Below are 26,176 nucleotides of genomic sequence, written 5' to 3'. Positions count from 1 at the left end.
ATGCCTGTTTGATAGGCAGTTGTTAGTCTGCAGTGCAGGATGGTGCTATCGATTTGGTAGCTGCTCCCGCATATCCCACAAGGGCTAGATTACGGAAACTGCCTTGCCACATGAACCACTGCGCGCACCGTCACGGTACAACGGTCGGGGTCTTGGTCAAAGTAAACCAGGTAGTTCGCGTGGGCGACCAACTCGTACGCACCTGCAACCCGCTCGCTCGCACGGCGTGGAAAGTTGGGGTCGCTCAGGTGGTCAACCTGGCTGTCAATCAACAGCCATAGGTCCACTGCTGCGATGGGGTTGTCCTTGGCCACCCAAGCCTCAATCGCATCCAGATCGTCCCGGTATTCGGGGCGGCGGATGACCTGCCAAGTGGCGCAGCTCATTGTGGCTGCAAGGCTTTGCGCTGTGCCAACTTGGCTTCGCGTATGGCTTGCCACTCGGCATCCGCCATTGCGGGGCGTGGGTCATCGCGGCTGGACTTCACTTTGGCGTTGACCCAGCGGTCGTACTCCGCAGCGCGGGTCAGCGCCTGCGCCCTGTCGGGCCGCACCCGTTTTTGCAGGGCGGCTTGCTCGGGCTGCCATTCGTCCAATCGGTCCAGCACGATGCGCTGCACCCCCAATTTGTGCAGCAGCTTCATGGCGCTATCGGTCGTGCCAAACAGGCGCGGCGCGGAACCACGTGCCTGCACCAACGTGGCCTCTCCCGTGCGGGTGACCAATTTCACGGCGAACCGCGAACCGCTCGGCACCAAACCGACCGATTCGATCGCGCCATGCGCAAATGCTGCCTGGAATTGGGTTTGGGTCAGGGTCTGCATAGGTGTATGAATAACGTTAATACAACGCATTTTATACATTGGCTAAACAGCCTGTGTACCCATTCGGTTGGCCCGTTTGCCTTTGTTGTACGGTGCAAGTGACCGCACGGGCTCCAGCAGGCTCATGGTATTTGCTATCTATTTGATAGCTGCTTGCGAATATTCCATGAGGGATAGAGGCCAATTTCTTGATTTCTAGTTCGAATCGCGACATTGGTTGCGCAGTTCCGAGAGTACCTCAGCAGGGGTCTTGAAGCCCAAGCATGCACGCGGTCTGGAGTTAAGCAGGCGTTCAATGCGCGCAATCGAGCGTTGTGTCTGCAGGCTCAGCGGCTCGCCCTTTGGGATGAACTGGCGTATCAGTCCTATCGTGTTTTCGTTGGTGCCGCGCTGGTTGGGGCGCTGCGCATCACACACGTACAGACGCGCGTGTTCAACCACTGTGTGCAACTTGGCGAATTCACTGCCTCGGTCGGTGGTGATGCTGAGCACCGGCCAGCGCGCATCACCCAGCAGGTGTTGATGCACGGCAGCCGCAGCCGTCTCTGGCAGCCCGTCATCCAGCAAGACCAGCCGGGTGTAGCGGCTGCTTCGCTCTACGCACACCAACAAACGGGCCTTGTAGCCCCCGCGCATGCCCACCATGGTGTCAATCTCCCAATGCCCCACCTCCAGGCGCTGGCGCACGTGGGCCGGGCGTTGCGCGATGGGCTGCACCGAGCGGGCCCAGCCAAACACGCTGCGAGGGCCTGTCTTGCACCGACGGTTGGGGTGTGCACGCCGCAAAGGTCGATCATCCCGTTGAGGCCACACCCGGGCAGCCCACGCATAAATGGCCTGCATGCTGGGCACCCCAGAGCTGCTGCAGGAAGGCGTGAGCGATGCTGTGAACTCTGCGCGCCCTGCAATCTGCTGAGGCGACCAGTACGACTTCGTCATCGCGTTACGCACCTGAGTCCATACTGCCGGGGTATGGCGTGGGGCATTGGCTGCACAGCGCAGGGCGCAGCCAATGCGATGACTCTGGGCGCGTTGGGCGTTGTAGGAGCCTTCGCATCGGTCCAGTTCACGGTAGATGGTGCTGCGATGACGCCCCAGGCGTCGGGCAATCTGGCATTTACTCAAATCCTGTTCAAGCCAGGCTTGAATCTGGTAGCGTTCACTTGGGCTGAGGTGGTTGTGGGTCATTGGCAAACCTGTCGGTGTAGGAACCAAAAGGCTAACCAATTCACTCCATCCTCAGCCCTTCGTCATGCGCTCATGAGGTGTCGCAATTCGATTTGGAAATCAAGTTTTCGGCACTAAAGCCGAAGGTGCCTTTGCTGTTTCTGGGCTAGAGCGGCGCCGGCGCGGTGTCCAGGCTGGCGTAGCGCACCTGACCACGCCCGCCGTATTTGGCGTGCTGCAGTTGTGCGCTCGCCAGGTCCAGCAGGTCGCTCGCTTGGCCGCTGTGGGGGCTTACGCGGGTCCCCAGGCCCACACTGACCGAGACCACCCCACCGCCATGCGGCAGTCCAAGCTGGCGCACGCGGCGCTCCATCTCCAGCGCCAGGGCCAGGGCGTCGGCATGCGAGGTGTCGGGCAGCAGGCAGGCAAATTCTTCACCGCCAAAGCGCGCCACCACATCGGCGGGCCGGCGCAGCACGGCCTTGAGCGTGACCGCAATCAGCCGCAGGCAGTCGTCGCCGGCCTGGTGGCCATGGCGCTCGTTGTAGGCGCCAAAGTGGTCCACATCCACCAGCACTAGGGACAGCGACAGGCCGCTGCGCGCAGCACGCGCCCACTCGGTGGCCAGCTGCTGGTCAAAGTAACGCCGGTTGAAGACGCCGGACAGGCCGTCCAGCAGCACCAGTTTTTTGAGCAGGTCGGACTGGAACTTGAGCGTCAGATGGGTGTGCACACGGGCGCGCACCACGGCCGGGTTCACGGGTTTGGAGATGAAGTCCACCGCGCCCAAACCCAGGCCATGGGTTTCCTGGCCGGCATCGGGCCGCGCGGTGACGAGGATGATGGGAATGTGCGAGGTGGCCTCTTGCGCTTTGAGCTGGCGGCACACGGCAAAACCGTCCATACCGGGCATCAGCACGTCCAGCAGCACCAGGTCGGGCGGGTTGCTCTGGCACACGGCCAACGCCTGTTCGCCTGACGTGGCCATGAAGACCTGGTAGTCCCCGGCAAAGGCTTGCACCAGCAGCTGTATGTTGTCCGGCTGGTCGTCCACCACCAAGAGCTTGGGCTTGCCGTGTGTGCTGTCCAGCAGCGCAGCGGTGTGGGTGGCGGGGGCGTTCATGGGGGCGGCGAGGAACGTGGAAAGGGCGGGCAGTCATTCAACCACAGCCCCTCGGTTTGCGCCCTCCGGGCTAACCCCGCCTGTGTGTTTCTTGTGCCTGCCATGTAACCAAGGTACAAACAAGCGTGTGAAAATAGGTAACTCACTCTAGGAGACCGTTTCATGCCCAGTCGCGCCACCAAAATCGTTGCCACCCTCGGACCCGCCTCCAGCGATCCCGCATTGCTGGAACAAATGATCCGTGCCGGCGTCAACGTGGTGCGGCTGAACTTCAGCCACGGCAAGGCCCAAGACCACATCGACCGCGCCCGCCTGGTGCGCGAAGCCGCGCAACGCGCCGGCCGCGAAGTGGCCATCATGGCCGACCTGCAAGGCCCCAAAATCCGCGTCGGCAAGTTTGCCGAAGGCAAGGTGTTCCTGGAGCCCGGCCAAAAATTCATTCTGGACGCTGCCCGCGTGGAGTTGGGCGACATCGACGCCGTGGGCCTGGACTACAAGGCGCTGCCTTCCGAAGTGAGTGCGGGCGATGTGCTCTTGCTGAACGACGGCCTGATCGTCATCACCGTGGACGCGGTGAAAGGCGAGCAGGTGCACACCACCGTCAAGCTGGGTGGCGAGTTGTCCAACAACAAAGGCATCAACAAGCAGGGCGGCGGCCTGACCGCCCCCGCGCTGACTGGCAAGGACATGGAAGACATCCGCACCGCGATGAGCTTCCAGGCTGACTACGTGGCCGTGAGCTTTCCCAAGAACGCCACCGACATGGAAATGGCGCGCCAGCTGTGCAACGTGGCCGCGGCCGAATACAACCACAAGCCCGGCCTGATCGCCAAGATTGAACGGGCCGAAGCGATCCCGAAGCTGCTGGAAATTTTGCTGGCCTCCGACGGCATCATGGTGGCCCGGGGCGACTTGGCAGTGGAAGTGGGTAACGCCGCCGTACCTGCGCTGCAAAAGCACATGATCAAGCTGGCCCGCGAGCATGACAAGGTCGTGATCACCGCCACGCAGATGATGGAATCCATGATCACCAACCCCGTGCCCACGCGCGCCGAGGTGAGCGACGTGGCCAACGCCGTGCTCGACGGCACCGACGCCGTGATGTTGTCGGCCGAGACCGCTGCTGGCAAATACCCGCTCGAAACCGTCATCGAAATGGCCAAGATCTGCCTGGCCGCCGAGGGCAGCGAGCACGTCAAGCTGGACGCCGATTTCACCGGCAAGACCTTCACCCGCATCGACCAGTCCATCGCCATGGGTGCGCTGTTTACCGCCCACCACCTGGGTGCCAAGGCCATCGTGGCCATGACCGACAGCGGCAGTACCGCGCTGTGGATGAGCCGCCACCTGATCCATGTGCCCATTTACGCGCTGACCCCCAAGGTCACCACCCAACGCAAGATGACGCTGTACCGCAATGTGCGCCCGCTCTTGATGGGCTCCAGCTCTGACCGCGACACCGCATTGCTGGACGCTGAGAAACACCTGAAGAGCCGCGGCATTGTGCAAAAGGGCGAGATCTACGCCATCACCTGCGGCGAGCCCATGGGCGCGCCCGGTGGCACCAACATGCTGAAGATCTGCGCGGTGAACTAGCAAGCCCCACGCTTGCTCTGCGTGTGGCAAGCGACACATCAAGAGACCTTCGGGTCCCTTTTTTACACCGGGCTTGCGGGTAAACCCTCGGCGGTTAGAATCCCCTATCGGTAAAAAGTTACCAAGCGGTTACCAAAACCGCGGCGACGGGTTTTTAACTTCCTGGGGACATCCATGGCACTCGTTTCGATGCGCGAGCTTCTCGACCACGCGGCAACGCATAACTATGCGATTCCGGCGTTCAACGTCAACAACCTGGAGCAAGTCCAGGCCATCATGGAGGCCGCCAAAGAGACCGGAGCCCCCGTGATCATGCAGGCCAGCGCCGGCGCCCGCAAATACGCAGGCGAGCACTTCCTGCGGCACCTGATCCAGGCCGCCGTGGAAAGCTACCCCAGCATCCCCGTCGTCATGCACCAGGACCATGGCCAAAGCCCCGCGGTCTGCCAGGGCGCGATTGACCTGGGCTTTAGCTCGGTGATGATGGACGGCAGCCTCGAAGCCGACGGCAAGACGATTGCCAGCTATGAATACAACGTCGAAGTCACCCGCAAGGTGGTGGACATGGCCCACAAGCTGGGCGTGACGGTGGAAGGCGAACTGGGCTGCCTGGGCTCGCTGGAAACCATGCAGGGCGACAAGGAAGACGGCCACGGCACCGATGCCGTCATGACCCGCGAACAGCTGCTGACCGACCCCGAAGAGGCGGCCGACTTTGTGAAGCGCACGCAACTGGACGCCCTGGCGATTGCCATTGGCACCAGCCACGGCGCCTACAAGTTCACGCGCCAGCCTACGGGCGACATCCTGGCGATCGAGCGCATCAAGGAAATCCATGCCCGCATCCCCAACACCCACTTGGTGATGCACGGCTCCAGTGCGGTGCCGCAAGAGCTGCTCGCTGCGATCAACCAGTACGGCGGCAAGATGGCCCAGACCTGGGGCGTGCCGGTCGAGGAAGTGCAGCGCGCCATCCCCTTTGGCGTGCGCAAGGTCAACATTGATACCGACATCCGCATGGCCATGACGGCTGCGGTGCGCAAGTTCCTGTTCGAGAACCCTGACAAGTTCGACGCCCGCGAGTGGCTCAAGCCCGCCCGCGAAGCCGCCAAACAGCTGTGCAAGCAGCGCTACATCGAGTTCGGCTGCGAAGGCCGTGCCGCCAGCATCAAGGGCCACAGCCTGCAAGTGGTGGCTGGCCAGTACGCCCGGGGCGAATTGGCCCAGGTCGTGCAGGACCTCGCGACCGCCTGAGGACCTCTGCACCGGTCGCCGGTGCGAACTTGCGATAATCCAAGGCTTCGCCCTCCATCCTGGGGCGAAGCCTTTTTACTTTGTTGGACGCCATGACTTCAGCTTTGCACACCTCCGCCCTGTCCCTTCCCCTGCTTGCCCGTGGCAAGGTGCGTGACAACTACGCCGTGGGCGAGGACCGCATCCTCATGGTGGCCAGCGACCGTTTGAGCGCCTTTGATGTGATCATGGGCGAACCGATTCCCGGCAAGGGCGCGCTGCTCACGCAGATGGCGCTGTTCTGGTTCGAGAAGCTGGGCCCCAACGGCACCAACATCTGCCCCAACCACCTGACCGGTGACGCCCCTGAGAGCGTGGTGCTGCCCTCCGAAGTGGCGCAGGTCACCGGGCGTTCCATGCTGGTCAAGCGCCTGAAGCCCCTGCCGGTAGAGGCTGTGGTGCGTGGCTACCTGGCCGGCAGCGGCTGGAAGGAATACCAGGAGAACGGCGCCGTGTGCGGCGTCAAGCTACCCGCCGGCCTGCAGAACGCCAGCAAGCTGCCCGCGCCCATTTACACCCCCGCCGCCAAAGCCGCTGTGGGGGATCATGACGAGAACATCACCTTCGAACAAACTGTGGAAATGATTGGCCTGGACCTGGCCACACAAATCCGCGATATCAGCATCCGCATCTACCAGGCCGCGGCCGAGATTGCGCTGACCAAGGGCATCATCATTGCCGACACCAAGTTCGAGTTTGGCCTGGACAAAGATGGCACGCTGACCTTGATGGACGAAGTGCTGACGCCTGACTCCAGCCGCTTCTGGCCGCAGGAGAGTTATGCCGAGGGCACCAACCCGCCCAGCTACGACAAGCAGTTTGTGCGCGACTGGCTGGAGCAGGCCCTGGTGGACGGCAAGCCCTGGGACAAGACCCCGCCCGCTCCACGTGTGCCCAACGAGGTGATCACCAAAACCGCGGCCAAGTACCAGGAAGCCCTCACGCGCCTGACGGCCTGAGGCAGCTACGTTCGGGCCCCACCGCATGTCTGCCTCTTTGGTGGCGCGCAGCCTCGCCAGTATTTGGCACCCCTGCACCCAGATGCAGCGCGCCGCCCAGGTGCCGCCCCTGGCCATCGTGCGCGGGCAGGGGCCCTGGCTGGTGGACGAGGCTGGCCAGCGCTACTTCGACACCCTCAGCTCCTGGTGGGTCAACCTGTTTGGCCACGCCGATGCACGCATCAACGCCGCGCTGAAAGACCAGCTCGACCGGCTGCCGCACGTGATGCTGGCGGGCTGCACCCATGCGCCGGCGGTGGAGCTGGCCGAGCGGCTGTCGGCACGCACCCAGGGCGTGCTGGGCCATTGCTTCTTTGCCAGCGACGGCGCCTCGGCGGTGGAGATTGCGCTCAAGATGGCCTTCCACCACTGGCGCAACCGTGGCCTGCCCGACAAGCGCAGCTTTGTCTGCCTGCGCCAGGGTTACCACGGCGAAACGCTGGGTGCGTTGGCGGTCACCGATGTGCAAATCTTCCGCGATGCCTACGACCCGTTGCTGATGCGTTCGCACCAGGTCATGTCGCCCGATGCCCGCCAGGCCTTGCCAGGGGAGTCGGCGGCCGATGTGGCCCAGCGGGCGGCGGCCGAATTGCAGGCCCTGCTAGAAGCCCACCATGGCGAGATTGCCGCCCTCATCCTGGAGCCCCTGGTGCAGGGCGCGGCCGGCATGGCCATGTACGACCCGGTCTACCTGCAGATGGCGCGTGCCCTGTGCGACCAGTACCAGGTGCTGCTGATTGCCGACGAGATTGCCGTGGGCTGTGGCCGCACGGGGACCTTCTTCGCCACCGAGCAGGCGGCCGATGCGCAGGGGCAGGTGCCCTGGCCCGACCTGCTGTGCCTGTCCAAGGGTATCAGCGGCGGTTACCTGCCGCTGTCGCTGGTGCTGGTGCGTGACCGCGTGTACGAGGCCTTTCTGGACGAGGACGTGGCGCGCGGCTTTTTGCACTCCCACTCCTACACCGGCAATGCACTGGCCTGCCGCGCAGCGCTGGCCGTGCTGGATAGGTTTGACCAGGACGACGTGCTGGCGCACAACCGCCAGCAAGCCGCGGTCCTCAGCGCCGCCCTGGCCCCCTTGCAGGCAGATCCGCGCATCGAGCACTTCCGCCACCTCGGCATGATTTGGGCGTTTGACGTGCGTGAGTCCGTCGCGGGCGCGCGTTTTGCCGAGCGCTTTCACCTGGCGGGCCGGGCGCGCGAACTGCTGATCCGCCCGATTGGCCGCACCGTCTACCTGCTGCCGCCCTATGTGCTGGACGCAACCCTGTCGCCCTGGCTGGCGCAGCAGCTGCTGGCCACGCTGGACGATGTGCTGAACCAAGCCCCCCACGATGCTGATCAACCACCTGAACCGCCAACTGCGTGAGCGCGCGGCCCAGGCCCTGACGCGCCAGCGTCGCACGGCACTCACGCCCTGCGCCCCGCAGCAGCAGGTGGCCTTGGACGGCCAGCCGGCGCGCGAGCTGCTGGCCTTTTGCAGCAACGACTACCTGGGCCTGGCCAACCACCCCGCGCTGGTGGCGGCCTTGGCGGAGGGCGCGCAGCGCTATGGGGCCGGCAGCGGGGCCTCGCACCTGGTCAGCGGCCATTCCCAAGCCCATGCGGCGCTGGAGTCCACCCTGGCTACGTGGATGGCCCCCCAGATTCCGAATGCCCAGGCCCTGTACTTTTGCACCGGCTACATGGCCAACCTGGCCCTGCTCACCGCGCTGGCGGGCGAGGGCGCCGCCATTTTTGCGGACAAGCTCAACCATGCTTCGCTGGTCGATGGGGCGCTGCTCTCCAAAGCCCCGTTGCAGCGCTATGCGCACCGCAACCTCACGGTGCTGGAGCGCCAGCTCCGCCAAAGCGATGCGGCCATCAAACTCATCGTCACCGACGCCGTCTTCAGCATGGACGGGGACCTGGCCGACCTGCCCGCTCTGCTGGCGCTGGCCGAGCGTTATGACGCTTGGCTGGTGGTGGACGACGCACACGGCTTTGGGGTGCTGGGCCCGCAGGGCCAGGGCAGCCTGGCGCATTTCGGTTTGCGCAGTGAGCGCCTGATCTGTATGGGCACGCTGGGCAAGGCCGCGGGTGTGGGTGGCGCCTTTGTGGCCGCACACCCCACCATCATCGACTGGCTGGTGCAAACCGCGCGCCCCTACATCTACACCACGGCCGCGCCGCCCGCCATCGCCCACGCTTTGAGCGCGAGCCTGGCCCTGATCGCGGGGGACGAGGGCGCGCAGCGCCGGGCGCAGCTGCAGCAGCGCATCGTGCAGTTGCGCAGTGAGTTGTCAAAAATGATAGCTGCTCGCGCAGATTTGGCGTGGGCTTTGGCCGATTCGAGCACTGCAGTTCAGCCCCTCATCGTGGGCGACAACGCAGCTGCACTGGCCCTGTCGGCCGCACTGGAGGCCCAGGGCTTGTGGGTGCCTGCCATCCGCCCGCCCACGGTGCCGGTGGGCACGGCGCGTCTGCGCATCACCCTGAGTGCTGCACACACCGAGGCCGACGTGCAGCGCCTGGTGGCCGCGCTGGCTGCCGCAGCGGAGGAGCTGCATGGTTAATGTGTTTGTGACCGGCACCGACACCGAGGTCGGCAAGACCCACATCAGCGCAGCCTTGTTGCACTGGGCAGGTCAGCAGGGCTGGCGCAGCGCGGGCTTCAAGCCGGTGGCCGCGGGGCTGGACGCGGATGGCCGCAACGAGGATGTGCAGCGCCTGCGTGCGGCCAGCTCCTTGCCCCTCACGGAGGCCGAGGTGGGGCCACTGCAGTTCCAGGCCGCTTGCGCGCCGCACATTGCCGCCGCCTTGGAGGGGCGCAACATCGACATGGATGGCCTGGTGCAGCAGGCGCGTGCGCTGGCAGCCCGGGCCGATGTGCTGGTGGTCGAAGGTGTGGGTGGGTTTTGTGTACCGCTGGGTCCGCAGGGCGACACGGCAGACCTGGCCCTGGCGCTGGCTTACCCGGTGGTGCTGGTGGTGGGCCTGCGCCTGGGTTGCATCAGCCACGCCCTGCTGACGGCCGAGGCCATTCGCGCACGCGGCCTGCGCTTGGCGGGCTGGGTGGCCAATACGGTGGACCCGCAGATGTCGCAGCTGCAGGCCAATCTGGACACCCTGCGCAACGAGTTGCAGCGCCGCCACCAGGCGCCCTGCCTGGGCGTGGTGCCGCGCCTGGCGGACACCCATCCGGCGGCCACCGCGGCCTACCTCGATGGCACGGCCCTGCACCAGGTGCTGGCCCCATGAGCGCCCGCCCCGCCGCGCTGGCGCCCATGGTGGATGCCGCCTTCCTGGCCAACCCCTACCCGGCCTACCAGGCCCTGCGCGAAGCCGGCCCCATCCACTGGAGCACCGAATTTTTTGGCGGCGCCTGGTTGCTCACCCGCCATGCCGATGTGGAACAGGTGCTGCGCGACCCACGCTTCTCGGCCCAGCGCACTGGCGGCTGGGTGACGGACCGCGAGCAGCAGCGTGGCGAGCTGGCCGGCTTTCAGCAGCTGTTCGCGCGGGCCATGTTGTTTCTGGACGCGCCTGACCACGGCCGCATCCGCAAGGTGCTGAACGCGGGCTTCAAACCCGCCGTGTTGCAGGCCCTGGCCCCCTTCATCGAAGACACGGTGGCCGAACTGCTGGACGCGGTGCAGGGCGCGCCGTCATTTGATGTGATGCAGGCCCTGGCCCGGCCCCTGCCCACCCGCGTCATTGGCCGCATGATGGGCATTGAGGACGCGGCAAATGCGGACTTCGCGGTCTGGTCCGACGACCTGGCCAGCTTCATCGGTGCGCCGCTGGCCACCCATGCCCAAGCGCGCCGCGCCCAGGCCAGCCTGCTGGCCATGGGCCGTTATTTTGAAGGCCTGCTGGCCCGCCGCCTCGCCCAGCCGGGCGACGACCTGGTGAGCCGCCTGCTACAGGCCGAAGCGGCTGGCGAGATCCGGAACCACGCCGAACTCTTGGCCCAGTGCGCCATGCTGCTGTTCGCCGGCCACGAGACCACGCGCAACCTGCTGGGCAATGGCCTGCAGGCCCTGCTGAGCCACCCAGACCAGTGGCAGCGCCTGCAGCAGGAGCCCGTACTGCTGCCAGGTGCCGTGCGTGAGCTGCTGCGCTTTGACAGCCCGGTGCAGTACACGGGCCGCCGGGTCACCACCACGCTGGTGCTGCACGGCCAGACCCTGCAGCGCGGCGACCTGGTGGTGCCGCTCATTGGCGCGGCCAACCGCGATCCGGCGCGCCACCCGCAGCCCGACCGGCTGGACATTGCAGGGCGCGATGGTGGCTCGGTCTCCTTTGGCTCGGGCCCCCATGTGTGCATAGGCGCCATGCTTACGCGCATGGAGGCGGAAATCACTTTTCGCCAGCTGCTGCAGCGCCTGCCCGGCCTGCGCCTGGCCGATACGCAGCCCCAGTGGGCGCACAACCCGGCCTACCGCGGCCTGCACCATTTGCATGTAGTAACCGGCTAACACCCACCGCCGCGCGGCGCTGCCAACAATGGGCTCCCCTACAACGAGGAGACTGACATGGCGGGCAAAAAAATCCTGATGATTTGCGGTGACTACTGCGAAGACTACGAAACCATGGTGCCTTTCCAGGCGCTGCTGGCGGTGGGCCACACGGTGCATGCCGTGTGCCCCGACAAGAAGGCGGGCGACAGCATCAAGACCGCCATCCACGACTTCGAGGGCGCGCAGACCTACAGCGAGAAACCGGGCCACAACTTCGCGCTGAACGCGACCTTTGCCGAGGTGAAGCCCGAGGCCTACGACGCGCTGCTGATCCCCGGCGGCCGCGGCCCCGAGTACCTGCGCACCTACCCTGCGGTGGTGGCTGCTGTGAAGCACTTTTTCGACGCCAACAAACCGGTGGCTGCCGTGTGCCATGGCGCCCAGTTGCTGGCCGGTGCCGGCGTGCTGAAGGGCCGCACTTGCTCGGCTTACCCGGCATGCCGGGTGGAGGTGGAGATGGCGGGCGGCACTTATGCCGACATCGCCATCGACGCCGCCTATACCGATGGCAACCTGGTGTCCGCCCCCGCCTGGCCTGCACACCCAGCCTGGATTGCGCAGTTTCTGGCGCTGCTGGGTACGCGTATCTCCCATTGACGGCGCCGGGGGCGGCCCGCAGCATGCAGGGCAGCCCCTTGAGGAGACAGCCCATGTGCCAAGTGTTCATCAGCGCCAACCCCACGCTTTATGAGAGCCGCGCCCGCTCGGTGCGGCTGCACGGCGTGGCCACCAGCATCAAGCTGGAAAATCTGTTCTGGCAGGTGCTGGGCGAGATCGCCACGCGCGACGGCATGGGCGTGCCCCAGCTCTGTACCAAGCTCTACGACGAGCTGGTGGCCGAGCGTGGCGAGGTGGACAACTTTGCGTCCTTTTTGCGCGTGTGTTGTGGCCGCTACATGGCGCTGCAGCTCAGTGGCGGCATCCCGCAGGACGCCAGCATCCCGATTGCCAGCCTTAACGCCCAGCGTGTGTTGGCCACCGAGCGCCAGGCCGTGTTACACGCCGGTCTGTACGTGCGCGCCGCCTGAGATTGGCTGCACGTCCGTGCCACACGCTCACGGCGCAGCTTCGACGGCTGTGAGGATGTAGGCGCCGTCTTTCAACTCCGCGCTGAAACGCACCTTGTCGCCCGACTTGGCCTTCTCCAGCAGGGCCGGATCGCGCACCTGGAACACCATGGTCATGGGTGGCATGTCCAGGTTCTTGATCTCACCGTGTTTGATGGTGATCTTGCTAGCGGCCTTGTCGACCTTGCGGATTTCGCCGCTGCTCATGTCGCTGGCTTGTGCCAAAGCGCTGCTGATGCCAAGGGTACTGAGAAGCACGGTGGCCAGCAGCGTGCGGGTGGTGTGTGAGCGGTTCATGGGGTGTCCTCAGCGGTAACTTTGGTAGATCGACGTCGCGCCGCCCTTGGCGACCAGCAATACGTCATACGGGTCTTTGCGGCCCTGGTAGATAGCGCCGTCCATGCCGGGCGACCCTACCGGCATGCCCGGCACGGCCAGACCCAATGCCTGGGGTTTGTCGCGCAGCAGGCGCTGGATATCTTTGGCAGGCACATGCCCTTCGATGGCGTAGCCGGCCACCAGTGCGGTGTGGCAGGAGCCTAGCGCCTCGGGAATACCCAGGCGCTTGCGGGTATCGGCATTGCCGCTGTCCTGCACCGTCACCCGGAAACCGGCCCGCTCCAGGTGGACCACCCAGTCTTTGCAGCAGCCGCAGTTGGGGTCTTTCCAGACCTGGATGCGGGTGCGCTCTTTGGCGGCCCAAACGGGCAGGGCGATGCTGGCCAGCCCTGCCGTCAGCAACCTGCGGCGTGAGGGTGTGGGGGCGCTCATGGTTTGTTACCCACGGCCACAGTGCCTTTCATGCCCGCCTCATAATGGCCGGGGTGCAGGCAGGCAAAGTGCACAGTGCCTGCTTTGGTGAACTGCCAGATCACCTCGCCGGTTTTGCCGGGGGCCAGGCTCACCAGGTTGGGTTCGTCGTGTTCCATCTCGGGGAACTTCAGCATCTGCGCGTAGTGCGCCTTCAGGTCGGCTTCGGTGCCGAGGTTGAATTCGTGCTTCAGCTTCCCTGAGTTGGTGACCACAAAACGGATGGTTTCGCCACGGCGCACGGTCACCGTGCTGGGCGTGAAACGCATGGCATCTGTCATGTCGATGGTGATGGTGCGTGTGGCCTTGGCCGCCACACCGGGTTTGCCAATCGCCTGGGTACCGTGGCCGCCGGCATGGTTTCCTGCGGCAAAAGTGCCTCCAGCCCCCGTCAATATTGCGCAAGTAGCTATGAATTTGATAGTATTTTTCATAAGGTTCTTCCAATGGGTTAGTGGTGTTTGTGGGAGGCAGGTTTGCGCACCTGCACCTCGGTGGCGGGCGCCGCGCCGGCGGTCGGGCTTTCGGCTTTGAAACGCGCAGGGTCTGGCAGAGGGCCGGTCCATTCATAGGCTTGCGTGCCCGCTGGCTGCCTGAACCAGCCCGGGTCTTTGTAATCGCCGGGCTTCTGGTCTTTGCGTACTTTAAGGATGCTGAACATCCCGCCCATCTCCACCCCGCCATACGGTCCCTGGCCCGTCATCATGGGTGCGGTGTTGTCGGGGATGGGCATCTCCATCTCGCCCATGTCGGCCATGCCGCGTTCGCCCATCACCATGTAGTCGGGCACGGCCTTCTGCAGCTTGCCCACCAGGCCGCGGTGGTCCACACCAATCATGGTGGGCACGTTGTGACCCATGGCGTTCATGGTGTGGTGGCTCTTGTGGCAGTGGAAAGCCCAGTCGCCTTCCTCGTCCGCCAGAAACTCCAACTGCCGCATTTGCCCCACCGCAATGTCGGTGGTGATTTCGGGCACCCGTGCCGCCAGCGGCCACGGCCCGCCGTCGCTGCCGGTCACCTGAAACTCATGGCCGTGCAAGTGGATGGGGTGGTTGGTCATGGTGAGGTTGCCCACGCGAATGCGCACCTTGTCGTTGTGGCGCACGTTGAGCGTGTCGATACCGGGGAAGATCCGGCTGTTCCAGCTCCACAGGTTGAAGTCCAGCATGGTCATGGTCTTGGGCGTTTTGCTGCCAGGGTCAATGTCGTAGGCGTTGAGCAGGAAACAGAAGTCGCGGTCGACCTCACTGATCAGCGGATGTTTGGTTTTGGGATGCGTCACCCAAAAGCCCATCATGCCCATGGCCATTTGTGTCATCTCGTCCGCATGCGGGTGGTACATAAAGGTGCCGGGGCGGCGCGCCACAAACTCGTAGACAAACGTTTTGCCCACGCCAATGGCGCGCTGGTTGAGTCCGGAGACGCCGTCCATGCCGTTGGGCAGGCGCTGGCCGTGCCAGTGCACGCTGGTGTGTTCGGGCAGCTTGTTGGTCACAAACACACGCACCCGGTCGCCCTCCACCACCTCGATGGTGGGGCCCGGGCTCTGGCCGTTGTAACCCCACATGTGCGCCTTGAACCCCGGCGCCATTTCGCGCACCACGGGTTCGGCCACCAGGTGGAATTCCTTCACACCGTTGTTCATGCGCCAGGGCAAGGTCCAGCCGTTCAGCGTGACCACCGGGTTGTAGGGGCGGCCAGTGTTGGGCACCAGCGGTGGCTGGGTGCTGGGCGATGCCTGCAGCACCGGCTCGGGTAGCGCGGCCAGGGCCACGCGGCTGACCGAGGCGGCGGCCACTGCGCCCACTGCGGTGGCGGCAGCGCCGTTGAAGAAGTGACGTCGGTTCATGGGGTGTCCTTGGTTGGCGGCCATTCAGTGGCCTCCTGGAGTGGAGGCCGTGCGGGCCTCGCTGGTGTTGGTGCTGGCATCGCCGCCCAGGGTGTCCAGCGGGGCGCCGGCCAGCAGGGCCTGCAGGTTGGCGTGGGCCAGCCAGAAGTCGCGTTGCGCGGCCAGGCTGGCGTTCCGGGTCATCGTCAGCGTCTGGCTGTCCGCCAACACGTCAAACACGCTGGTCAACATGCCGTTGTAGCGCAGCACCAGCTCGTCGTGGATGAACTGGCGCAGCGGCAGCACCTCGGTCTGCAGGTGCTTGGCGATGTCGTAGTGGCTGCGGTAGTTGATGTAGGCCGTGCGCGCCTGGCTGCGCAGCAACACCGCCTGGGCGCGCACGCGGGCGGCATCGCCCATCGCATCCCACAACGCGTCGGCGCTGTCGGGCACGGTGGTTTGCTGCTTGCGTTGCCACTGCAGGGCCGCCACCCGCAGGTCGCTGCGCGCCTGCACGGCACGTACCTCCACATCGGGCAGATCCAGTGCCTGCGTGGGCAAGGCCGGCAGTGTGCTGGGCAGGGTGAACTGCGTGGCCTCGCCCCACAGGCCCAGGGCCACGGTGAGTGTTTCGCGTGCGGCAAAGGCGGCCTGGTCGGCCCGCACCAGCGCCAGCGCGGCCTCGGACAGTGCCGCCTGGCTTTGCGCCTGGGTGAGTTGGCTCACATTGCCGGCCTGCACCATGCGCCGCGTCAGTTCGCCGCTGGCCTCGGCCGTGGCCTTGGCCTCGCGCAGCAGCTGCGCGCTGCGGGCGGCGGCCACGGCATGTACCCAGGCCTTGAAGGCCTGGGCTGATAGCACCGTGATGGCCTGCTGGGCACGCAGCTTGGCCGGGGTGTCCCGGCCCGTCGCGTCGCTGATGGACAGCCCTTCACTGCCCAGCGCGGCCTGCAGTGCGGGGTTGTTCAGCAGGGCGATACGTACGGCCGTATTGGCCGTCAGCGGCGCGGCCAGCAGGCTGGCGAGGGTGCTGCGGTGGTCTGCCGCAGGGTGGGGCAACTGGACGGTGGCGCCCTCGGTGCCGATGAGTTTGCCCGCCACGCTGGTTTGCAGGTCGGTAATGCCCCCGTCGGGTGGGGCGGCCCAGGCCAGGCCGCTGCAGACCAGCAGCGCGGCGGCGCTGAGTGCACGCAGGGGGGCCTTCATGGTGCGGCTCCCTGGGTGGGCGGTGCGGGTGTGCGAGCCTGCTCCTGTTCCCACTTCAGCAGGTCGGCGTGGCCGCGCTTGAACTGGCCCACGGCCGCGTTGGCGGCTTTCCAGTCCAGCACCGTGTTTTCCACGCCTTGGGGCAGGTCGACAAACACCGAACGGTAGGCCACGGCGGGAACCGGGGTGCTGGCCTGGCTGGCCTGCAGGGTGGGGGTGGGGTCCAGGCGCACACTGCCGGGCGCTTGGGCCTGGGCAGCAAGTGTGGTGGCGCCGGCGAGCACGGCCGCAGAGACTAATCGGTACAGCCGCCAACGGGCGTACCAGGGGGAGATAGGCATAAGAATGTCCTGACAAAAGGCGTGAACGGGGTGGGAATACAGCGCCCAGCAGCACACCGCTGCGGCGCCACCGCGGGCACAGGCTCCAAGTCCAGACGGACTTAGGGCCTGAAGGTCAGGAAATGGGGGGTTTGTGCCCCAGCGCGAGAACGGCGCTGGTGAACTGCGCGCTGGCGGCGCGCGGCAGCCCATGCGGCAAGGCCTGCGTTGCGGACTGCAGCGCAGGCACCACGAGGGCGACCGTGAAGCAGGCCTGGCAAGAGGCGCAGGTTGCGCAGGGGTCTGCGGTATGGCTGGTCTGCGGGGCGGTGGCGGGTTCCGCCTGCATCTCGTGGCAATTGCTGTGCGCTGGGGGGGGGCTGGCTGCTGCCACCATGTCGGCTGCGCGTGTTTGCGCCGCCATCTGAATCGCCATGGCATCCCCCGCCCAGGCGCGCAAGGGCACCAGGGCAATCAGGATCAGCAGGAGCACGAGGCGGCGCATGTTGTCTTGGTGGGGGGGGCGGGGCGAATAGTTCCCGAAAACGCCGAATCAGTTCAGCGCCATGCTGAGCTTGCGCCGGTAGGCGGACACCAGCTGGGCTTGCGGGTCGGTCTCGGCCACCACCTTGCCCACCACCTCAATGCCACCCGCGGCCTTGCCGGCGTCGGCAGGGTGGGCCTTGGGTTTGGGCGGGGTCAGCAGCTCCAGAATCGCCACAAAGGTTTTGCGCGGCACCGCGTCGCCCCAGGCCTTGTCGCGCATGATGATTTCCAGCAGTTCGTCCATGGCGCCGGTCCAGTCGCCGCCCACCATGAGCACACGGGCCTTGGCCAGGCGGGTGTCGAAGTCACGTTTGTTGGTGGCGATCACTTCGTCAAACTGCGCGGGTGTCCACAGGCCGCGGTCGTCGGTCACCACAAACTTGATGGCGTCCAGAAACTGGCCCAGCGCCTCAAAACGCAGCTGGCGTGGAATCTCGGTCAGTTTGGGCGCCAGCGCGGCCTCGGCATCCTCCAGCAAGTCGTTCTCGATCAGCAGCTTCACGTAGTCGTAACGCGCGTCGTCGTTGCCGGGGTCCACGGCCAGCGCCTCCAGCAGCTTGTTCAGTGCGGCCTGCGGGTCGCCCGCAGCCGCCAGGGTCTGGGCGTCTTCGGTGTCTGCCTCGGCTTCCAGCACGGCCTCGGAGGGCACATGTTTGTCCAGAAACTCCTTGATCTTGCTCTCGGGAATGGCACCCATGAAGCCATCGGCCGGCTTGCCATTGATCATGAGCACGCAGGTGGGGATGCTGCGGATGCCAAAGGCCTGGGCCAGCTGTTGCTCCTGGTCGGAGTCGATCTTGACCAGCTTGAAGCGGCCGGCGTACTCTTCTTCCACTTTTTCGAGTAGCGGGCCAATCACCTTGCAGGGGCCGCACCAGGGCGCCCAGAAGTCCACCAGCACCGGGATCTGGTGGGAGGCGGCGACGACTTCGGCCTCAAAGTTTTCGATGGTGACGTTGATCATTTGGAGTAGCTCGGGGTGAAAAAGTAAAATTCAATTCTGGCCACGTGCGCAAACCCTGCGCCGCCAGTCCACCTGGCGCTCCGCAAGGCGCTTTCAGCACTATGAAAACCATTCAAATCGGCGTTGTCATGGGGTCCAGTTCCGACTGGGACACCATGCAACACGCAGTCCAGATTCTCCAACAGTTTGGCATCCGCTTCGAAGCCCGGGTGGTTTCTGCCCACCGCATGCCCGACGACATGTTTGCCTACGCCGAAACGGCCGTGGCGCGCGGCCTGAAGGCCATCATCGCCGGTGCCGGCGGTGCGGCCCACCTGCCAGGCATGTTGGCGGCCAAAACCACGCTGCCGGTGCTGGGCGTGCCGGTGCAAAGCAAGGCGCTGTCGGGTGTGGATTCGCTGCACAGCATTGTGCAAATGCCCAAGGGCATCCCGGTCGCCACCTTCGCCATTGGCCCGGCTGGGGCTGCCAATGCGGCCCTGTTTGCGGTGGCCCTGCTGGCTAACGAGAACCCGGACCTGCGCATGGAGCTGGACGCCTTCCGCATCGACCAAACCGAGGCCGCCCGCAAGATGGTGCTGCCGATTACCGGAAGCGCGGTTTAAATGGTTTCTGAGCATGCAGCAGCCGGTTTGGGTGGGGCCAAGGAAATGACGCTGGGCGTCATGGGCGGCGGGCAGCTGGGGCGCATGTTTGCCCACGCGGCCCAGCAAATGGGCTTTTTCACCGCGGTGCTGGACCCGGACACCAACAGCCCGGCCGGCCGCATCAGCCACCACCACATCCAGACCGCCTACACCGACCCCGCGGGCCTGGCCCGGCTGGCCGAGGTGTCGGCCGCCATCACCACCGAATTCGAAAACGTGCCGGCCCAGGCCCTGAACCAGCTGGCGCAGAGTCGACCGGTGGCGCCCAGTGGCGCTGCCGTGGCCATTGCGCAGGACCGCGCAGCCGAGAAGGCGCACTTTGTGCAATGCGGTGTGCCCTGCGCACCGTATGCGGTGATCGAGACGGCAGAACAACTCGCCGCCGTCGATGCGAACCTGCTGCCCGGCATCCTCAAGACCGCCCGCATGGGCTACGACGGCAAGGGCCAGGTGCGCGTCAAAACGCCCGCTGAGCTGGCCGCCGCCTGGGCGGATCTGCAGGGCGTGCCCTGCGTGCTGGAGAAGATGCTGCCGCTGGCGCTGGAGTGCTCCGTCATCGTCGCGCGTGGTGCCGATGGTCGCTGTGTGAACCTGCCGGTGCAGCGCAATCTGCACCGTGAGGGCATTTTGGCCGTCACCGAGGTTTATGAAGGAAATCTGCCGCTAGCCCTCGTAGATCGTGCGGTAGCTGCTGCAAAATCCATAGCAAATGGTGTGCAGTATGTGGGCGTGTTGTGTGTGGAGTTCTTTGTGCTGGACGAGACCAACCCGGCGGCTGCTGGCTTGGGTGGCCTGGTGGTGAACGAGATGGCACCGCGCCCGCACAACAGCGGCCACTACAGCATGGACGCCTGCGATGTCTCGCAGTTCGACCTGCAAGTGCGCACGCTGGCGGGCCTGCCGCTGGTGCAGCCGCGCCAGCACAGCCCGTCCATCATGCTGAACCTGCTGGGCGACATCTGGCCCGACGGCGGTGTGCCCGACTGGGCCGCCGTGCTGGCCCTGCCTGGCACCCATTTGCACCTGTACGGCAAGCTGGATGCGAAGAAGGGCCGCAAGATGGGCCACCTCAACATCACCGGCGCCACCGAGGAAGGCGTGCGCGCCACCGCGCTGGAAGCCGCGCGCATCCTCGGCATTGCCGCGTTCTGAGCCGCCCGCCCATGATTGTGTCCGCCTACCAGTTCGCCGATGGTGTGGAGCTTGCTCCTGATTCCATAGCTGCTTGCGCAGAGGTGGTAAGGGCTGGAGGCTTGATTGGCTTGCCAACCGAGACCGTGTACGGCCTCGGTGCCGATGCCTCGGACCCGGCGGCCGTGGGCAAAATCTTCACCGCCAAGGGCCGCCCGGCCGACCACCCGCTGATCGTGCATGTGGCGGCATTTGACGGCGGCATGGGCGGTGTGGCGCACTACTGCGCACGGGTGCCGGCCTTTGCGCAGCAGCTCATGTCGGCCTTCTGGCCCGGCCCGCTCACGCTGATCCTGCCGCGCCGTGACGGCGTGGGCGCGGCTGCGGCGGGCGGGCAGGACAGCATTGGCCTGCGCTGCCCCGCGCACGCGGTGGCGCAGGCGCTGCTGGCGGCGCTGCGCAAACCCACCGACGGTGGGCGCGAGGTGTGGGGCATTGCCGCGCCCAGCGCCAACAAGTTTGGCCGCGTGAGCCCGACCACGGCGGCCCATGTGCTGAGCGAGTTTGGCGACGACTTGTTGATCCTAGACGGCGGCCCGTGTGAAGTGGGCATCGAGTCCACCATCATCGACTGCACCCGCGGCGCCCCCGTGTTGCTGCGCCCCGGTTCCATCACCGCGGCCCAGGTGGCCGATGCCTGCGGCCGCCAACTGCTATCGAAAGAGGCGCTGGAGGCGCAGAACCAGCCTGGGCCACGGGCCTCTGGGACGTTGGAATCGCACTACGCGCCCAGCGCCACGGTGCGCCTGATGGACGCCAAGGCGCTGCAGGCGGCACTGGACCTGCTGAGCGGCGCCAGCCCGGCGGATGCGCGTCCCGCCATTGCGCTGTACCACCGCAGCCCGCTGCATGTGCGTTCGCCTCTGGTGGCGGCCCACCGCATGCCCAACCACGCCCAGCCGGCGGCGCACGAGCTGTTTGCCAAGCTGCGCGAGATGGACGCCCAGGGCGTCAAACTGATCTGGGTGGAAACCCCGCCCGAGGCGCTGGAGTGGGATGGCGTGCGCGACCGCCTGAGCCGCGCTGCGGCCTGAAGAAATAAGGCCCCCACGCTCCGCCGCTGCGCGGGTCGCTGGCCTCAGGGCAGGTGTTTGTCCCCGGTGCGGGCGGCAGCCTCGTAAATGCGGGGCAGCGTAAAACCATGGGTTTGCATGAGTGAGGCGTTCATGGTGACGATGAAGTGCTGGGCCTCGGTGATCGGGATCTGCGCCGCAGGTGTGCCCCGCACCGCAATGTCCAGCGCCCGTCGGGCGGCTTCTTCGCCTTGTTCGTAGGGCGAGGTGCCCACCGCCAGCATGCCCCCGTCTTCGGTGAAAAAACCATTGCCCGAAATGACGGGCACACCGGCGTTGGCGTCGGTCCAAGTCACCACCTCGCGGGGGCTCACCAAGCTGGGGTCCTGGGCGGAGCGGCGCAGGCTGCGGTAACCGGTCAGCAGCAGCACATCGGCCGATGGGGCCAGGCTGCGCACCTGGGCCTGCCATTCGGGCCAGGTGCGGACCTGTGTGGTGGACTGCAGCACCACCGGTCCCCAGGCAAAACCGCGAATTTGTTGGAGGTCGCCCTCCACGCTGTGCGAGGCGTCGCCCAGGTAGGCCAGGCGCAGCGGGCGTTGCAGCGCCTTCAGGCCCTGGGCCTGGCCCAGCGCCTCCTGGATGGCGGCCAGTGGCAGGCGCTCCAGAATGCCGGTGGCGTTGGTCGCCTTGTCGTAGCCGTAGTCCGAGGCCTCGTTGTTCACGCCGGCAAACACAATGCTGATGCCGGGCTGGTTCACCAGGTAACGTGCGGCGTAACTTTGGGCGTCGTCGTCCAGCGCAATCACCACATCGGGCCGCATCTCCGCAATCACATTGCGTGCGGCAATGCCGGCGGCCTGTTTGTAAGCTGCCGTCGGGTGGCGTTTGGTGTCCATGTAGTGCCAGCGCAGCTGGTAGCGGTAGCTGTTGCGCAGCACGCGGTTGAGCCCCACGTTGACATCGCGCGACCAGGCGTACTCGGGGTCGTAGCTGTGCAGCACCAGAATGCGCGGTTTGCTGATGTTGAGCCAGCCCAGGTAGGCCACGGCCAGCACCACAAACAGGCCCATCACCCAGGTTTCGGCCTTGATTTTCATAACAGGCCCAGCGATTGCCAGAACGGCAACGAGGCGTAGACCGCTGCCGGGCGCGCCAGGTTCATCACGGCGTTAAAGCGTAAAAACGAGGGCTCGTCATAGATCTGGCGCGCCTGGTTTACCGCGCGCAGCTGCAGGTAATACGAACACTGGTAAGGGAAAAACCAGGTCTCGGCAAACAGCAGAATCATGAAACCCAGCACCCAGGGGTTGACGCCATGCACGGCGCCCAGCGGCATCAAAATGGCTGCAAACACCACAATGGTGGCGTTGATGGGCACCACCAGGCGCACCAGGCAGATCAGCACAAACAGCAGCGCAACAAACCCTTGCAGGTGGGTCTGCAGCAAGTCGCTGAGCGCGGGCAGGCCTTGGCCCAGCACCTGGTCCAGCCCCAGGTAACCCAGCGTGCTAACCATGCCGCTCACACCGCCCAGGTAGAGCAGAAAGGTCCAGTCGACCTGCTCGATCAGCTCTTTTTTGCGCAGCACGCCAAACAGCAGCAGGCCCAGCAGCATGGCCATCACCAGCCAGGGCGGTTGCACTTTGTGCAGTGAACTCGACACAATGCCCAGCACCACAAACAGCAGCGCCCCCACGGCGGCCCACTCGCGCATGCGCAAGGGCCCGAGCAACTCCAGCTGCTGGGCAATCAGTGCCTTGGGCAGCACCGGGTTCTCGCGGTTGCGAAACCACAGGGCGGCCGCCACCGCATACACCCCGCACAACATGGCCACCACCACCAGCGAGCAAAACAGCCAGGTCAGCCACTGGAAGTGGTCCTGGTCCTGCGCGGGCAGCAGACCAAACACCGCCAGGTTGACCGATTTGCTGGTCATCACCGCGGCGGACAGCAGGCTCAGGCCGCCAAAACACGAGGCCGCCAGCCGCGTGGCAGCCGGGCCGCCCCGCGCCAAGTGCAGGCCATCCGCCATGTCCGACAAAAACGGCGCCAGCATGGCCACGCGGCCGTTGGCGGTGGGGATGACCGGCGTGAGCAGGCTGCCGGTCAGGAACACGCCCAGGTTGTGTGCGACCTGGTGGTTGGGCAGGCGCAGCAGCAGCGCCAGCATGAAGCGGTAACTCAGGCCCGAACTGACAATCACCGCGCTCAGCGCCAACATGCTCAGCGCCATCACAAAACCGTCGGAGCCAAACCCCGAAAGGATGACGGAGGCCGGCACCAGCCCGGCAATCAACGTGGCCATCAGCGCAAACAGTGCGGGAATGTAGTCGTCCAGCCCGCTGAACACCCACATACACACGGTGGCGGTGAAGATGGCCAGGAAGATGGTGGCATGGGGCTCCAGGCCCCAGCGCGACTGCAGCAGATTACCCGACAGCAGCACCGCCAGCGGCAGCAGCAGGGTGAGCAGCCAGCCCACCAGCGCGCGTCGGCTGGTGGCTGCGGGGGCCGTGGCCGGGCGCACTACCGGGCCACCCTGGAACGGTGTGCCCGCCAGGTGGCAGGACAGGGATGCCAGCAGCCCACCTTGCAGACGCGGGTTGCTGGCCAGCAGCGTCTGCAGCGCGGCCCGTGGAATCTTCAGGCCGGTGCAGTCGCTGTGGGCTTGGGCGCCGTGCAGGTAGTGCGCCATGTCGGCGGCGGCCTCTTCGCCCCAACGCTGCGGTCCGCTGGACACGGAGGAGGGCTCCACCACACCCAGGCGGCGTACGGACCCGTGGGTGAGCAGGTAGAGCGCGCTGGCGGCGTCACCCGCGTGGTAGAGCGTGGAACCAGCCTCCCACTGGCAGGGCTGCACATGGGGCAGCAGGCGCGCCAGGCTGGCGTGGCTGCATTGGCCCAGCAGCGGGTCGTCCAGCAGCGCCTGCATGGCAGACGCACTGTGCGCCGTGTCCAGGGGGATCGCTGCGCTCACGGTGCGGCGGCGCAGTAGGCGTCGGTGCTGTACTGCGCGACCACGGTGGCCGTGGTGCCCACGTCCACCACAAATTCCGAGGCCCCGTAGTGGCCCCGGGCGGCGGACTCGGGGTGCCAGTCGTAGGTGTAGCCCAGGCGGGTGAACGGGTAGCCGGGGCCGGCCGGGTTATTGGCCACATAGGCGTTGCCCATCTGGCGCAGCACAAAGTTGCGCAGCTCGGGCGCGCCGTCGGCGGTGGGGGTGATGGTGCAGCGCGGGGTGTTGTTGGCGTCGGTGCTGCTGCCCAGGCAGGGGCGGCTGATCTGGGCGCGGGGCACCTGCATCACCACAAACTGGCCCTTGCGCCACTGCGGTGGGGTGTGCGGCGGCAGGCCCAGCAGCTGCTCCAGGCGTTCGCGCAGCGCGTCGCCCTGCAGCTTCCACTGGCGGCATTGCGCCTGCACCTCGCCGGCCAGCGTGAGCCACTGGCGGTCGCCGCTCACGGTGTAGCGGCAGGGCACACCTTCGCAGGGCGCGCGCTGGCTGCCGACCCAGGACACCATCTCCACCGTGTCGCCCGGCGGCAAGGCTTGCAGCGGCAGCACCTTGGCGGGGGAGGCCACCGCGGCATCGGCAATGGCGGCGTGGTACACGCCCCAGGCGTCGGTGGCTTTGGGGGCGCTGGCGCAACCGGCCAGCAGCGCACTAAGCGCCAGCAGGGCCAGCAGGCGGTGGGGCAATAGGTGGGACAATAGGTGGGACAAAGAGGAGGGCATGGGCGGGGGTCTCCAAACGGTGGCGCAAATCCGTGGCCAGTTGCAGCACCTGCTGCGGCAACTGGGCGTTGCTGGTTTTGCAGCGGTCCAGCAGTCCCAGAACCTCGGTGCGCAGCTGTGCGAGGGCAAGCTGAAGTTCGGCCAGTCGGCCGGTGCTGCGCTCGGGGGTGGCCAGCCAGGCGTCGTGCTGGGCCTCCAGTGCAATCAACTGCTGCAAGTAACCGGCAAAACGTGCGTCGTCGTTAGGTGGTGTTACCGCCACGGGCTCGGGGCCCTTGAACCAGCGCACTACCACCAGCAGCGTGGACGCCACCGAGAGCACCAGGCCGAACAGGGCCTTGATCTTGTCCAGCGTGGCGCTCGACAGCAGCGGGTTGTTGCGCTCCAGGTACAACGAGGTGCCCTGCGCCATGGGGTAACCCGAGGGCACGGTGATGCGGCTCTCGTCGATGGCCATGCGCAGGCGTGCACCCATGGCCGGGCTGTACAGCGTCTCCAGCACCTTGAAAACGGCACGCGGGTCGGTGTCCTTGTGGGCCACCAGGTGCAGGTTGACGCCGATGGTGCGAATGTCCTTGGCCGGCACCGCCGGCTTGACCTTGTACATATAGGCCGAGATCTGGCTATCGGCCACCCAGCCCAGGCGCAAGGAGAGCGAGCGGGGGAAGGGAATCTCTAGCAGCTGGTACCCCTTTTGTTTGACCAGATAGTCGGCCACGTCGGACGGGGCGAAGGACGTCACCACAATCGCCTCGGGCATCTTGCGTTCGGGCAGGGCCACCAGCTCTTCGGAGCTCAGGTTGCTTTCCACATAGTCCACACCTTCGACCAAGCCCGAAAAGTCCAGCACCTGCTTGGCAATGACGCGGGTGCCACCTTTTTTGCTGCCCAGGTTCACACGTTTGCCGCGCAGGTCGGTGATGTCCTGGATGCCGGGGCGTACCAAAAAGTGCAGCAGCTCGGTCGCCACCGTGGCCACATGGGTCACGTTGGCGTATTCGGCGTCCAGCCCGCCCTGCACAAAGGCCAGGTCCAGCTGGCCCTGGTCCAGCAGCGCCAGCGCCTCCTGGCTGCCCTGGGCCGGGATGACTTGCAACGAGACACCGTGATCCGTGGCCTCACTTTGCAGGCTGCGCGCCAGAAAGTGGCGGTTGCTGAGCAGGTCGCCACCTGAAATTTTGAGGTGGTAGGTGCGCGGCAGGATCTCGAACACAAAGTGCCCGGCAATGCCCAGCAGCGTGAGCAGCACCAGTCCGGCCAGCGCCTTGCGCAGGCCGTGGTGGCGCTGCACGCGCCCCAGCACGTCCATCAGTATTGCTTCTGCGTCTTTGGCCATGCTGCTGC

General features: G+C 65.8%; 28 protein-coding genes. 12 read left to right on the top strand and 16 right to left on the bottom strand.

Annotated features, from left to right (window positions below; genetic code table 11):
• Window positions 1-89 precede the first annotated feature (89 nt).
• From C5F53_RS00885 to C5F53_RS00870, 4 genes are all read right to left on the bottom strand, one after another.
• Window positions 90-386 (bottom strand): type II toxin-antitoxin system RelE/ParE family toxin, encoded by a 297-nt coding sequence (locus tag C5F53_RS00885; protein WP_105259462.1) that lies wholly within the window; start codon window positions 384-386, stop codon window positions 90-92.
• Complete coding sequence (locus C5F53_RS00880) at window positions 383-823, bottom strand: hypothetical protein (RefSeq protein WP_105259461.1); 441 nt, start codon at window positions 821-823, stop codon at window positions 383-385. The genes C5F53_RS00885 and C5F53_RS00880 overlap by 4 nt, the downstream gene beginning before the upstream one ends.
• A gap of 195 nt (window positions 824-1,018) precedes the next feature.
• A complete protein-coding gene (locus C5F53_RS00875; RefSeq protein ID WP_105259460.1) occupies window positions 1,019-2,011 on the bottom strand; it encodes an IS30 family transposase in 993 nt (330 codons plus the stop codon).
• Window positions 2,012-2,156: 145 nt separating this feature from the next.
• Window positions 2,157-3,113: a diguanylate cyclase gene (locus C5F53_RS00870; RefSeq protein ID WP_105259459.1), complete on the bottom strand. Its 957-nt coding sequence runs from the start codon at window positions 3,111-3,113 to the stop codon at window positions 2,157-2,159.
• A gap of 162 nt (window positions 3,114-3,275) precedes the next feature.
• On the opposite strand from C5F53_RS00870, the gene pyk reads away from it, so the two are divergent.
• The 9 genes from pyk (at window position 3,276) to C5F53_RS00825 (ending at window position 12,530) form a co-directional block, all read left to right on the top strand.
• Window positions 3,276-4,709 carry a pyruvate kinase gene (gene pyk, locus C5F53_RS00865; RefSeq protein ID WP_105259458.1) on the top strand — a complete coding sequence of 478 codons (1,434 nt, stop codon included), beginning with the start codon at window positions 3,276-3,278 and terminating at the stop codon, window positions 4,707-4,709.
• Between the two features lie 174 nt (window positions 4,710-4,883).
• The gene (gene fba, locus C5F53_RS00860; protein WP_105259457.1) at window positions 4,884-5,963 is read left to right on the top strand and encodes a class II fructose-bisphosphate aldolase; all 1,080 of its coding nucleotides are present in this window, start codon (window positions 4,884-4,886) and stop codon (window positions 5,961-5,963) included.
• A gap of 92 nt (window positions 5,964-6,055) precedes the next feature.
• Window positions 6,056-6,961 (top strand): phosphoribosylaminoimidazolesuccinocarboxamide synthase, encoded by a 906-nt coding sequence (locus C5F53_RS00855; protein ID WP_105259456.1) that lies wholly within the window; start codon window positions 6,056-6,058, stop codon window positions 6,959-6,961.
• A gap of 25 nt (window positions 6,962-6,986) precedes the next feature.
• Window positions 6,987-8,369: an adenosylmethionine--8-amino-7-oxononanoate transaminase gene (bioA, locus tag C5F53_RS00850; protein ID WP_105259455.1), complete on the top strand. Its 1,383-nt coding sequence runs from the start codon at window positions 6,987-6,989 to the stop codon at window positions 8,367-8,369.
• The gene (bioF, locus tag C5F53_RS00845; RefSeq protein ID WP_105259454.1) at window positions 8,335-9,555 is read left to right on the top strand and encodes an 8-amino-7-oxononanoate synthase; all 1,221 of its coding nucleotides are present in this window, start codon (window positions 8,335-8,337) and stop codon (window positions 9,553-9,555) included. The genes bioA and bioF overlap by 35 nt, the downstream gene beginning before the upstream one ends.
• A complete protein-coding gene (bioD, locus tag C5F53_RS00840) occupies window positions 9,548-10,240 on the top strand; it encodes a dethiobiotin synthase (protein WP_105259453.1) in 693 nt (230 codons plus the stop codon). The genes bioF and bioD overlap by 8 nt, the downstream gene beginning before the upstream one ends.
• Window positions 10,237-11,460 carry a cytochrome P450 gene (locus C5F53_RS00835; protein WP_105259452.1) on the top strand — a complete coding sequence of 408 codons (1,224 nt, stop codon included), beginning with the start codon at window positions 10,237-10,239 and terminating at the stop codon, window positions 11,458-11,460. Before bioD ends, C5F53_RS00835 begins: the two co-directional genes overlap by 4 nt.
• A 57-nt stretch (window positions 11,461-11,517) precedes the next feature.
• Window positions 11,518-12,099, top strand: coding sequence for a DJ-1/PfpI family protein (locus C5F53_RS00830; RefSeq protein WP_105259451.1), 582 nt, complete (start codon window positions 11,518-11,520; stop codon window positions 12,097-12,099).
• A gap of 53 nt (window positions 12,100-12,152) precedes the next feature.
• A complete protein-coding gene (locus tag C5F53_RS00825; RefSeq protein WP_105259450.1) occupies window positions 12,153-12,530 on the top strand; it encodes a ribbon-helix-helix domain-containing protein in 378 nt (125 codons plus the stop codon).
• A gap of 27 nt (window positions 12,531-12,557) precedes the next feature.
• Here the strand turns inward: C5F53_RS00825 and C5F53_RS00820 are convergent, their stop codons facing one another.
• From C5F53_RS00820 to trxA, 8 genes are all read right to left on the bottom strand, one after another.
• Window positions 12,558-12,866, bottom strand: coding sequence for a copper-binding protein (locus C5F53_RS00820; RefSeq protein ID WP_105259449.1), 309 nt, complete (start codon window positions 12,864-12,866; stop codon window positions 12,558-12,560).
• A 9-nt stretch (window positions 12,867-12,875) separates the two neighbouring features.
• Entirely contained in the window at window positions 12,876-13,340 is a 465-nt protein-coding gene (locus C5F53_RS00815) for a DUF411 domain-containing protein (RefSeq protein ID WP_105259448.1), read from the bottom strand.
• Entirely contained in the window at window positions 13,337-13,813 is a 477-nt protein-coding gene (locus tag C5F53_RS00810; RefSeq protein WP_105259447.1) for a plastocyanin/azurin family copper-binding protein, read from the bottom strand. Before C5F53_RS00810 ends, C5F53_RS00815 begins: the two co-directional genes overlap by 4 nt.
• Before the next feature lie 17 nt (window positions 13,814-13,830).
• Window positions 13,831-15,228, bottom strand: a complete 1,398-nt coding sequence (locus C5F53_RS00805; RefSeq protein WP_105260338.1) for a multicopper oxidase family protein — start codon at window positions 15,226-15,228, stop codon at window positions 13,831-13,833.
• Between the two features lie 24 nt (window positions 15,229-15,252).
• A complete protein-coding gene (locus tag C5F53_RS00800) occupies window positions 15,253-16,413 on the bottom strand; it encodes a TolC family protein (protein WP_105259446.1) in 1,161 nt (386 codons plus the stop codon).
• A complete protein-coding gene (locus C5F53_RS00795) occupies window positions 16,410-16,754 on the bottom strand; it encodes a hypothetical protein (protein WP_146097260.1) in 345 nt (114 codons plus the stop codon). The genes C5F53_RS00800 and C5F53_RS00795 overlap by 4 nt, the downstream gene beginning before the upstream one ends.
• A gap of 115 nt (window positions 16,755-16,869) precedes the next feature.
• Window positions 16,870-17,238, bottom strand: a complete 369-nt coding sequence (locus tag C5F53_RS00790) for a hypothetical protein (protein ID WP_105259444.1) — start codon at window positions 17,236-17,238, stop codon at window positions 16,870-16,872.
• Window positions 17,239-17,286: 48 nt separating this feature from the next.
• A complete protein-coding gene (gene trxA, locus C5F53_RS00785) occupies window positions 17,287-18,243 on the bottom strand; it encodes a thioredoxin (RefSeq protein WP_105259443.1) in 957 nt (318 codons plus the stop codon).
• A gap of 101 nt (window positions 18,244-18,344) precedes the next feature.
• On the opposite strand from trxA, the gene purE reads away from it, so the two are divergent.
• From purE to C5F53_RS00770, 3 genes are read left to right on the top strand one after another with little or no spacing between them, the layout of a single operon-like run.
• Window positions 18,345-18,848 carry a 5-(carboxyamino)imidazole ribonucleotide mutase gene (purE, locus tag C5F53_RS00780; protein WP_105259442.1) on the top strand — a complete coding sequence of 168 codons (504 nt, stop codon included), beginning with the start codon at window positions 18,345-18,347 and terminating at the stop codon, window positions 18,846-18,848.
• Window positions 18,849-20,042, top strand: a complete 1,194-nt coding sequence (locus C5F53_RS00775; protein ID WP_236635159.1) for a 5-(carboxyamino)imidazole ribonucleotide synthase — start codon at window positions 18,849-18,851, stop codon at window positions 20,040-20,042.
• Window positions 20,043-20,053: 11 nt separating this feature from the next.
• A complete protein-coding gene (locus C5F53_RS00770; protein ID WP_105259441.1) occupies window positions 20,054-21,115 on the top strand; it encodes an L-threonylcarbamoyladenylate synthase in 1,062 nt (353 codons plus the stop codon).
• A 44-nt stretch (window positions 21,116-21,159) separates the two neighbouring features.
• Here the strand turns inward: C5F53_RS00770 and C5F53_RS00765 are convergent, their stop codons facing one another.
• From C5F53_RS00765 to C5F53_RS00750, 4 genes are read right to left on the bottom strand one after another with little or no spacing between them, the layout of a single operon-like run.
• Window positions 21,160-22,194: an ABC transporter substrate-binding protein gene (locus C5F53_RS00765; protein ID WP_105259440.1), complete on the bottom strand. Its 1,035-nt coding sequence runs from the start codon at window positions 22,192-22,194 to the stop codon at window positions 21,160-21,162.
• A complete protein-coding gene (locus C5F53_RS00760; RefSeq protein WP_146097259.1) occupies window positions 22,191-24,074 on the bottom strand; it encodes an SLC13 family permease in 1,884 nt (627 codons plus the stop codon). Before C5F53_RS00760 ends, C5F53_RS00765 begins: the two co-directional genes overlap by 4 nt.
• Window positions 24,071-24,796, bottom strand: a complete 726-nt coding sequence (locus C5F53_RS00755) for a hypothetical protein (protein WP_105259438.1) — start codon at window positions 24,794-24,796, stop codon at window positions 24,071-24,073. Before C5F53_RS00755 ends, C5F53_RS00760 begins: the two co-directional genes overlap by 4 nt.
• Window positions 24,762-26,168: a TAXI family TRAP transporter solute-binding subunit gene (locus C5F53_RS00750; RefSeq protein ID WP_105259437.1), complete on the bottom strand. Its 1,407-nt coding sequence runs from the start codon at window positions 26,166-26,168 to the stop codon at window positions 24,762-24,764. The genes C5F53_RS00755 and C5F53_RS00750 overlap by 35 nt, the downstream gene beginning before the upstream one ends.
• Window positions 26,169-26,176: the final 8 nt, after the last annotated feature.

Origin of the sequence: Rhodoferax sp. TS-BS-61-7 (assembly GCF_002943465.1) — a bacterium.
Lineage (GTDB): Bacteria > Pseudomonadota > Gammaproteobacteria > Burkholderiales > Burkholderiaceae_C > Allorhodoferax.
This window is presented reverse-complemented; position numbering and strand designations above follow the sequence as displayed.

Bases quoted from the DNA above. Each gene is read 5' to 3' on its own strand.
- pyk (WP_105259458.1), top strand. From the start codon at position 3,276: ATGCCCAGTCGCGCCACCAAAATCGTTGCCACCCTCGGACCCGCCTCC.
- C5F53_RS00790 (WP_105259444.1), bottom strand. From the start codon at position 17,238: ATGCGCCGCCTCGTGCTCCTGCTGATCCTGATTGCCCTGGTGCCCTTG.
- C5F53_RS00800 (WP_105259446.1), bottom strand. From the start codon at position 16,413: ATGAAGGCCCCCCTGCGTGCACTCAGCGCCGCCGCGCTGCTGGTCTGC.
- bioA (WP_105259455.1), top strand. From the start codon at position 6,987: ATGTCTGCCTCTTTGGTGGCGCGCAGCCTCGCCAGTATTTGGCACCCC.
- C5F53_RS00805 (WP_105260338.1), bottom strand. From the start codon at position 15,228: ATGAACCGACGTCACTTCTTCAACGGCGCTGCCGCCACCGCAGTGGGC.
- bioD (WP_105259453.1), top strand. From the start codon at position 9,548: ATGGTTAATGTGTTTGTGACCGGCACCGACACCGAGGTCGGCAAGACC.
- C5F53_RS00775 (WP_236635159.1), top strand. From the start codon at position 18,849: ATGGTTTCTGAGCATGCAGCAGCCGGTTTGGGTGGGGCCAAGGAAATG.
- C5F53_RS00835 (WP_105259452.1), top strand. From the start codon at position 10,237: ATGAGCGCCCGCCCCGCCGCGCTGGCGCCCATGGTGGATGCCGCCTTC.
- C5F53_RS00830 (WP_105259451.1), top strand. From the start codon at position 11,518: ATGGCGGGCAAAAAAATCCTGATGATTTGCGGTGACTACTGCGAAGAC.
- C5F53_RS00770 (WP_105259441.1), top strand. From the start codon at position 20,054: ATGATTGTGTCCGCCTACCAGTTCGCCGATGGTGTGGAGCTTGCTCCT.
- C5F53_RS00750 (WP_105259437.1), bottom strand. From the start codon at position 26,168: ATGGCCAAAGACGCAGAAGCAATACTGATGGACGTGCTGGGGCGCGTG.
- C5F53_RS00815 (WP_105259448.1), bottom strand. From the start codon at position 13,340: ATGAGCGCCCCCACACCCTCACGCCGCAGGTTGCTGACGGCAGGGCTG.
- C5F53_RS00825 (WP_105259450.1), top strand. From the start codon at position 12,153: ATGTGCCAAGTGTTCATCAGCGCCAACCCCACGCTTTATGAGAGCCGC.
- C5F53_RS00820 (WP_105259449.1), bottom strand. From the start codon at position 12,866: ATGAACCGCTCACACACCACCCGCACGCTGCTGGCCACCGTGCTTCTC.
- C5F53_RS00765 (WP_105259440.1), bottom strand. From the start codon at position 22,194: ATGAAAATCAAGGCCGAAACCTGGGTGATGGGCCTGTTTGTGGTGCTG.
- C5F53_RS00875 (WP_105259460.1), bottom strand. From the start codon at position 2,011: ATGACCCACAACCACCTCAGCCCAAGTGAACGCTACCAGATTCAAGCC.
- purE (WP_105259442.1), top strand. From the start codon at position 18,345: ATGAAAACCATTCAAATCGGCGTTGTCATGGGGTCCAGTTCCGACTGG.
- fba (WP_105259457.1), top strand. From the start codon at position 4,884: ATGGCACTCGTTTCGATGCGCGAGCTTCTCGACCACGCGGCAACGCAT.
- C5F53_RS00880 (WP_105259461.1), bottom strand. From the start codon at position 823: ATGCAGACCCTGACCCAAACCCAATTCCAGGCAGCATTTGCGCATGGC.
- C5F53_RS00810 (WP_105259447.1), bottom strand. From the start codon at position 13,813: ATGAAAAATACTATCAAATTCATAGCTACTTGCGCAATATTGACGGGG.
- C5F53_RS00795 (WP_146097260.1), bottom strand. From the start codon at position 16,754: ATGCCTATCTCCCCCTGGTACGCCCGTTGGCGGCTGTACCGATTAGTC.
- C5F53_RS00885 (WP_105259462.1), bottom strand. From the start codon at position 386: ATGAGCTGCGCCACTTGGCAGGTCATCCGCCGCCCCGAATACCGGGAC.
- trxA (WP_105259443.1), bottom strand. From the start codon at position 18,243: ATGATCAACGTCACCATCGAAAACTTTGAGGCCGAAGTCGTCGCCGCC.
- C5F53_RS00855 (WP_105259456.1), top strand. From the start codon at position 6,056: ATGACTTCAGCTTTGCACACCTCCGCCCTGTCCCTTCCCCTGCTTGCC.
- bioF (WP_105259454.1), top strand. From the start codon at position 8,335: ATGCTGATCAACCACCTGAACCGCCAACTGCGTGAGCGCGCGGCCCAG.
- C5F53_RS00870 (WP_105259459.1), bottom strand. From the start codon at position 3,113: ATGAACGCCCCCGCCACCCACACCGCTGCGCTGCTGGACAGCACACAC.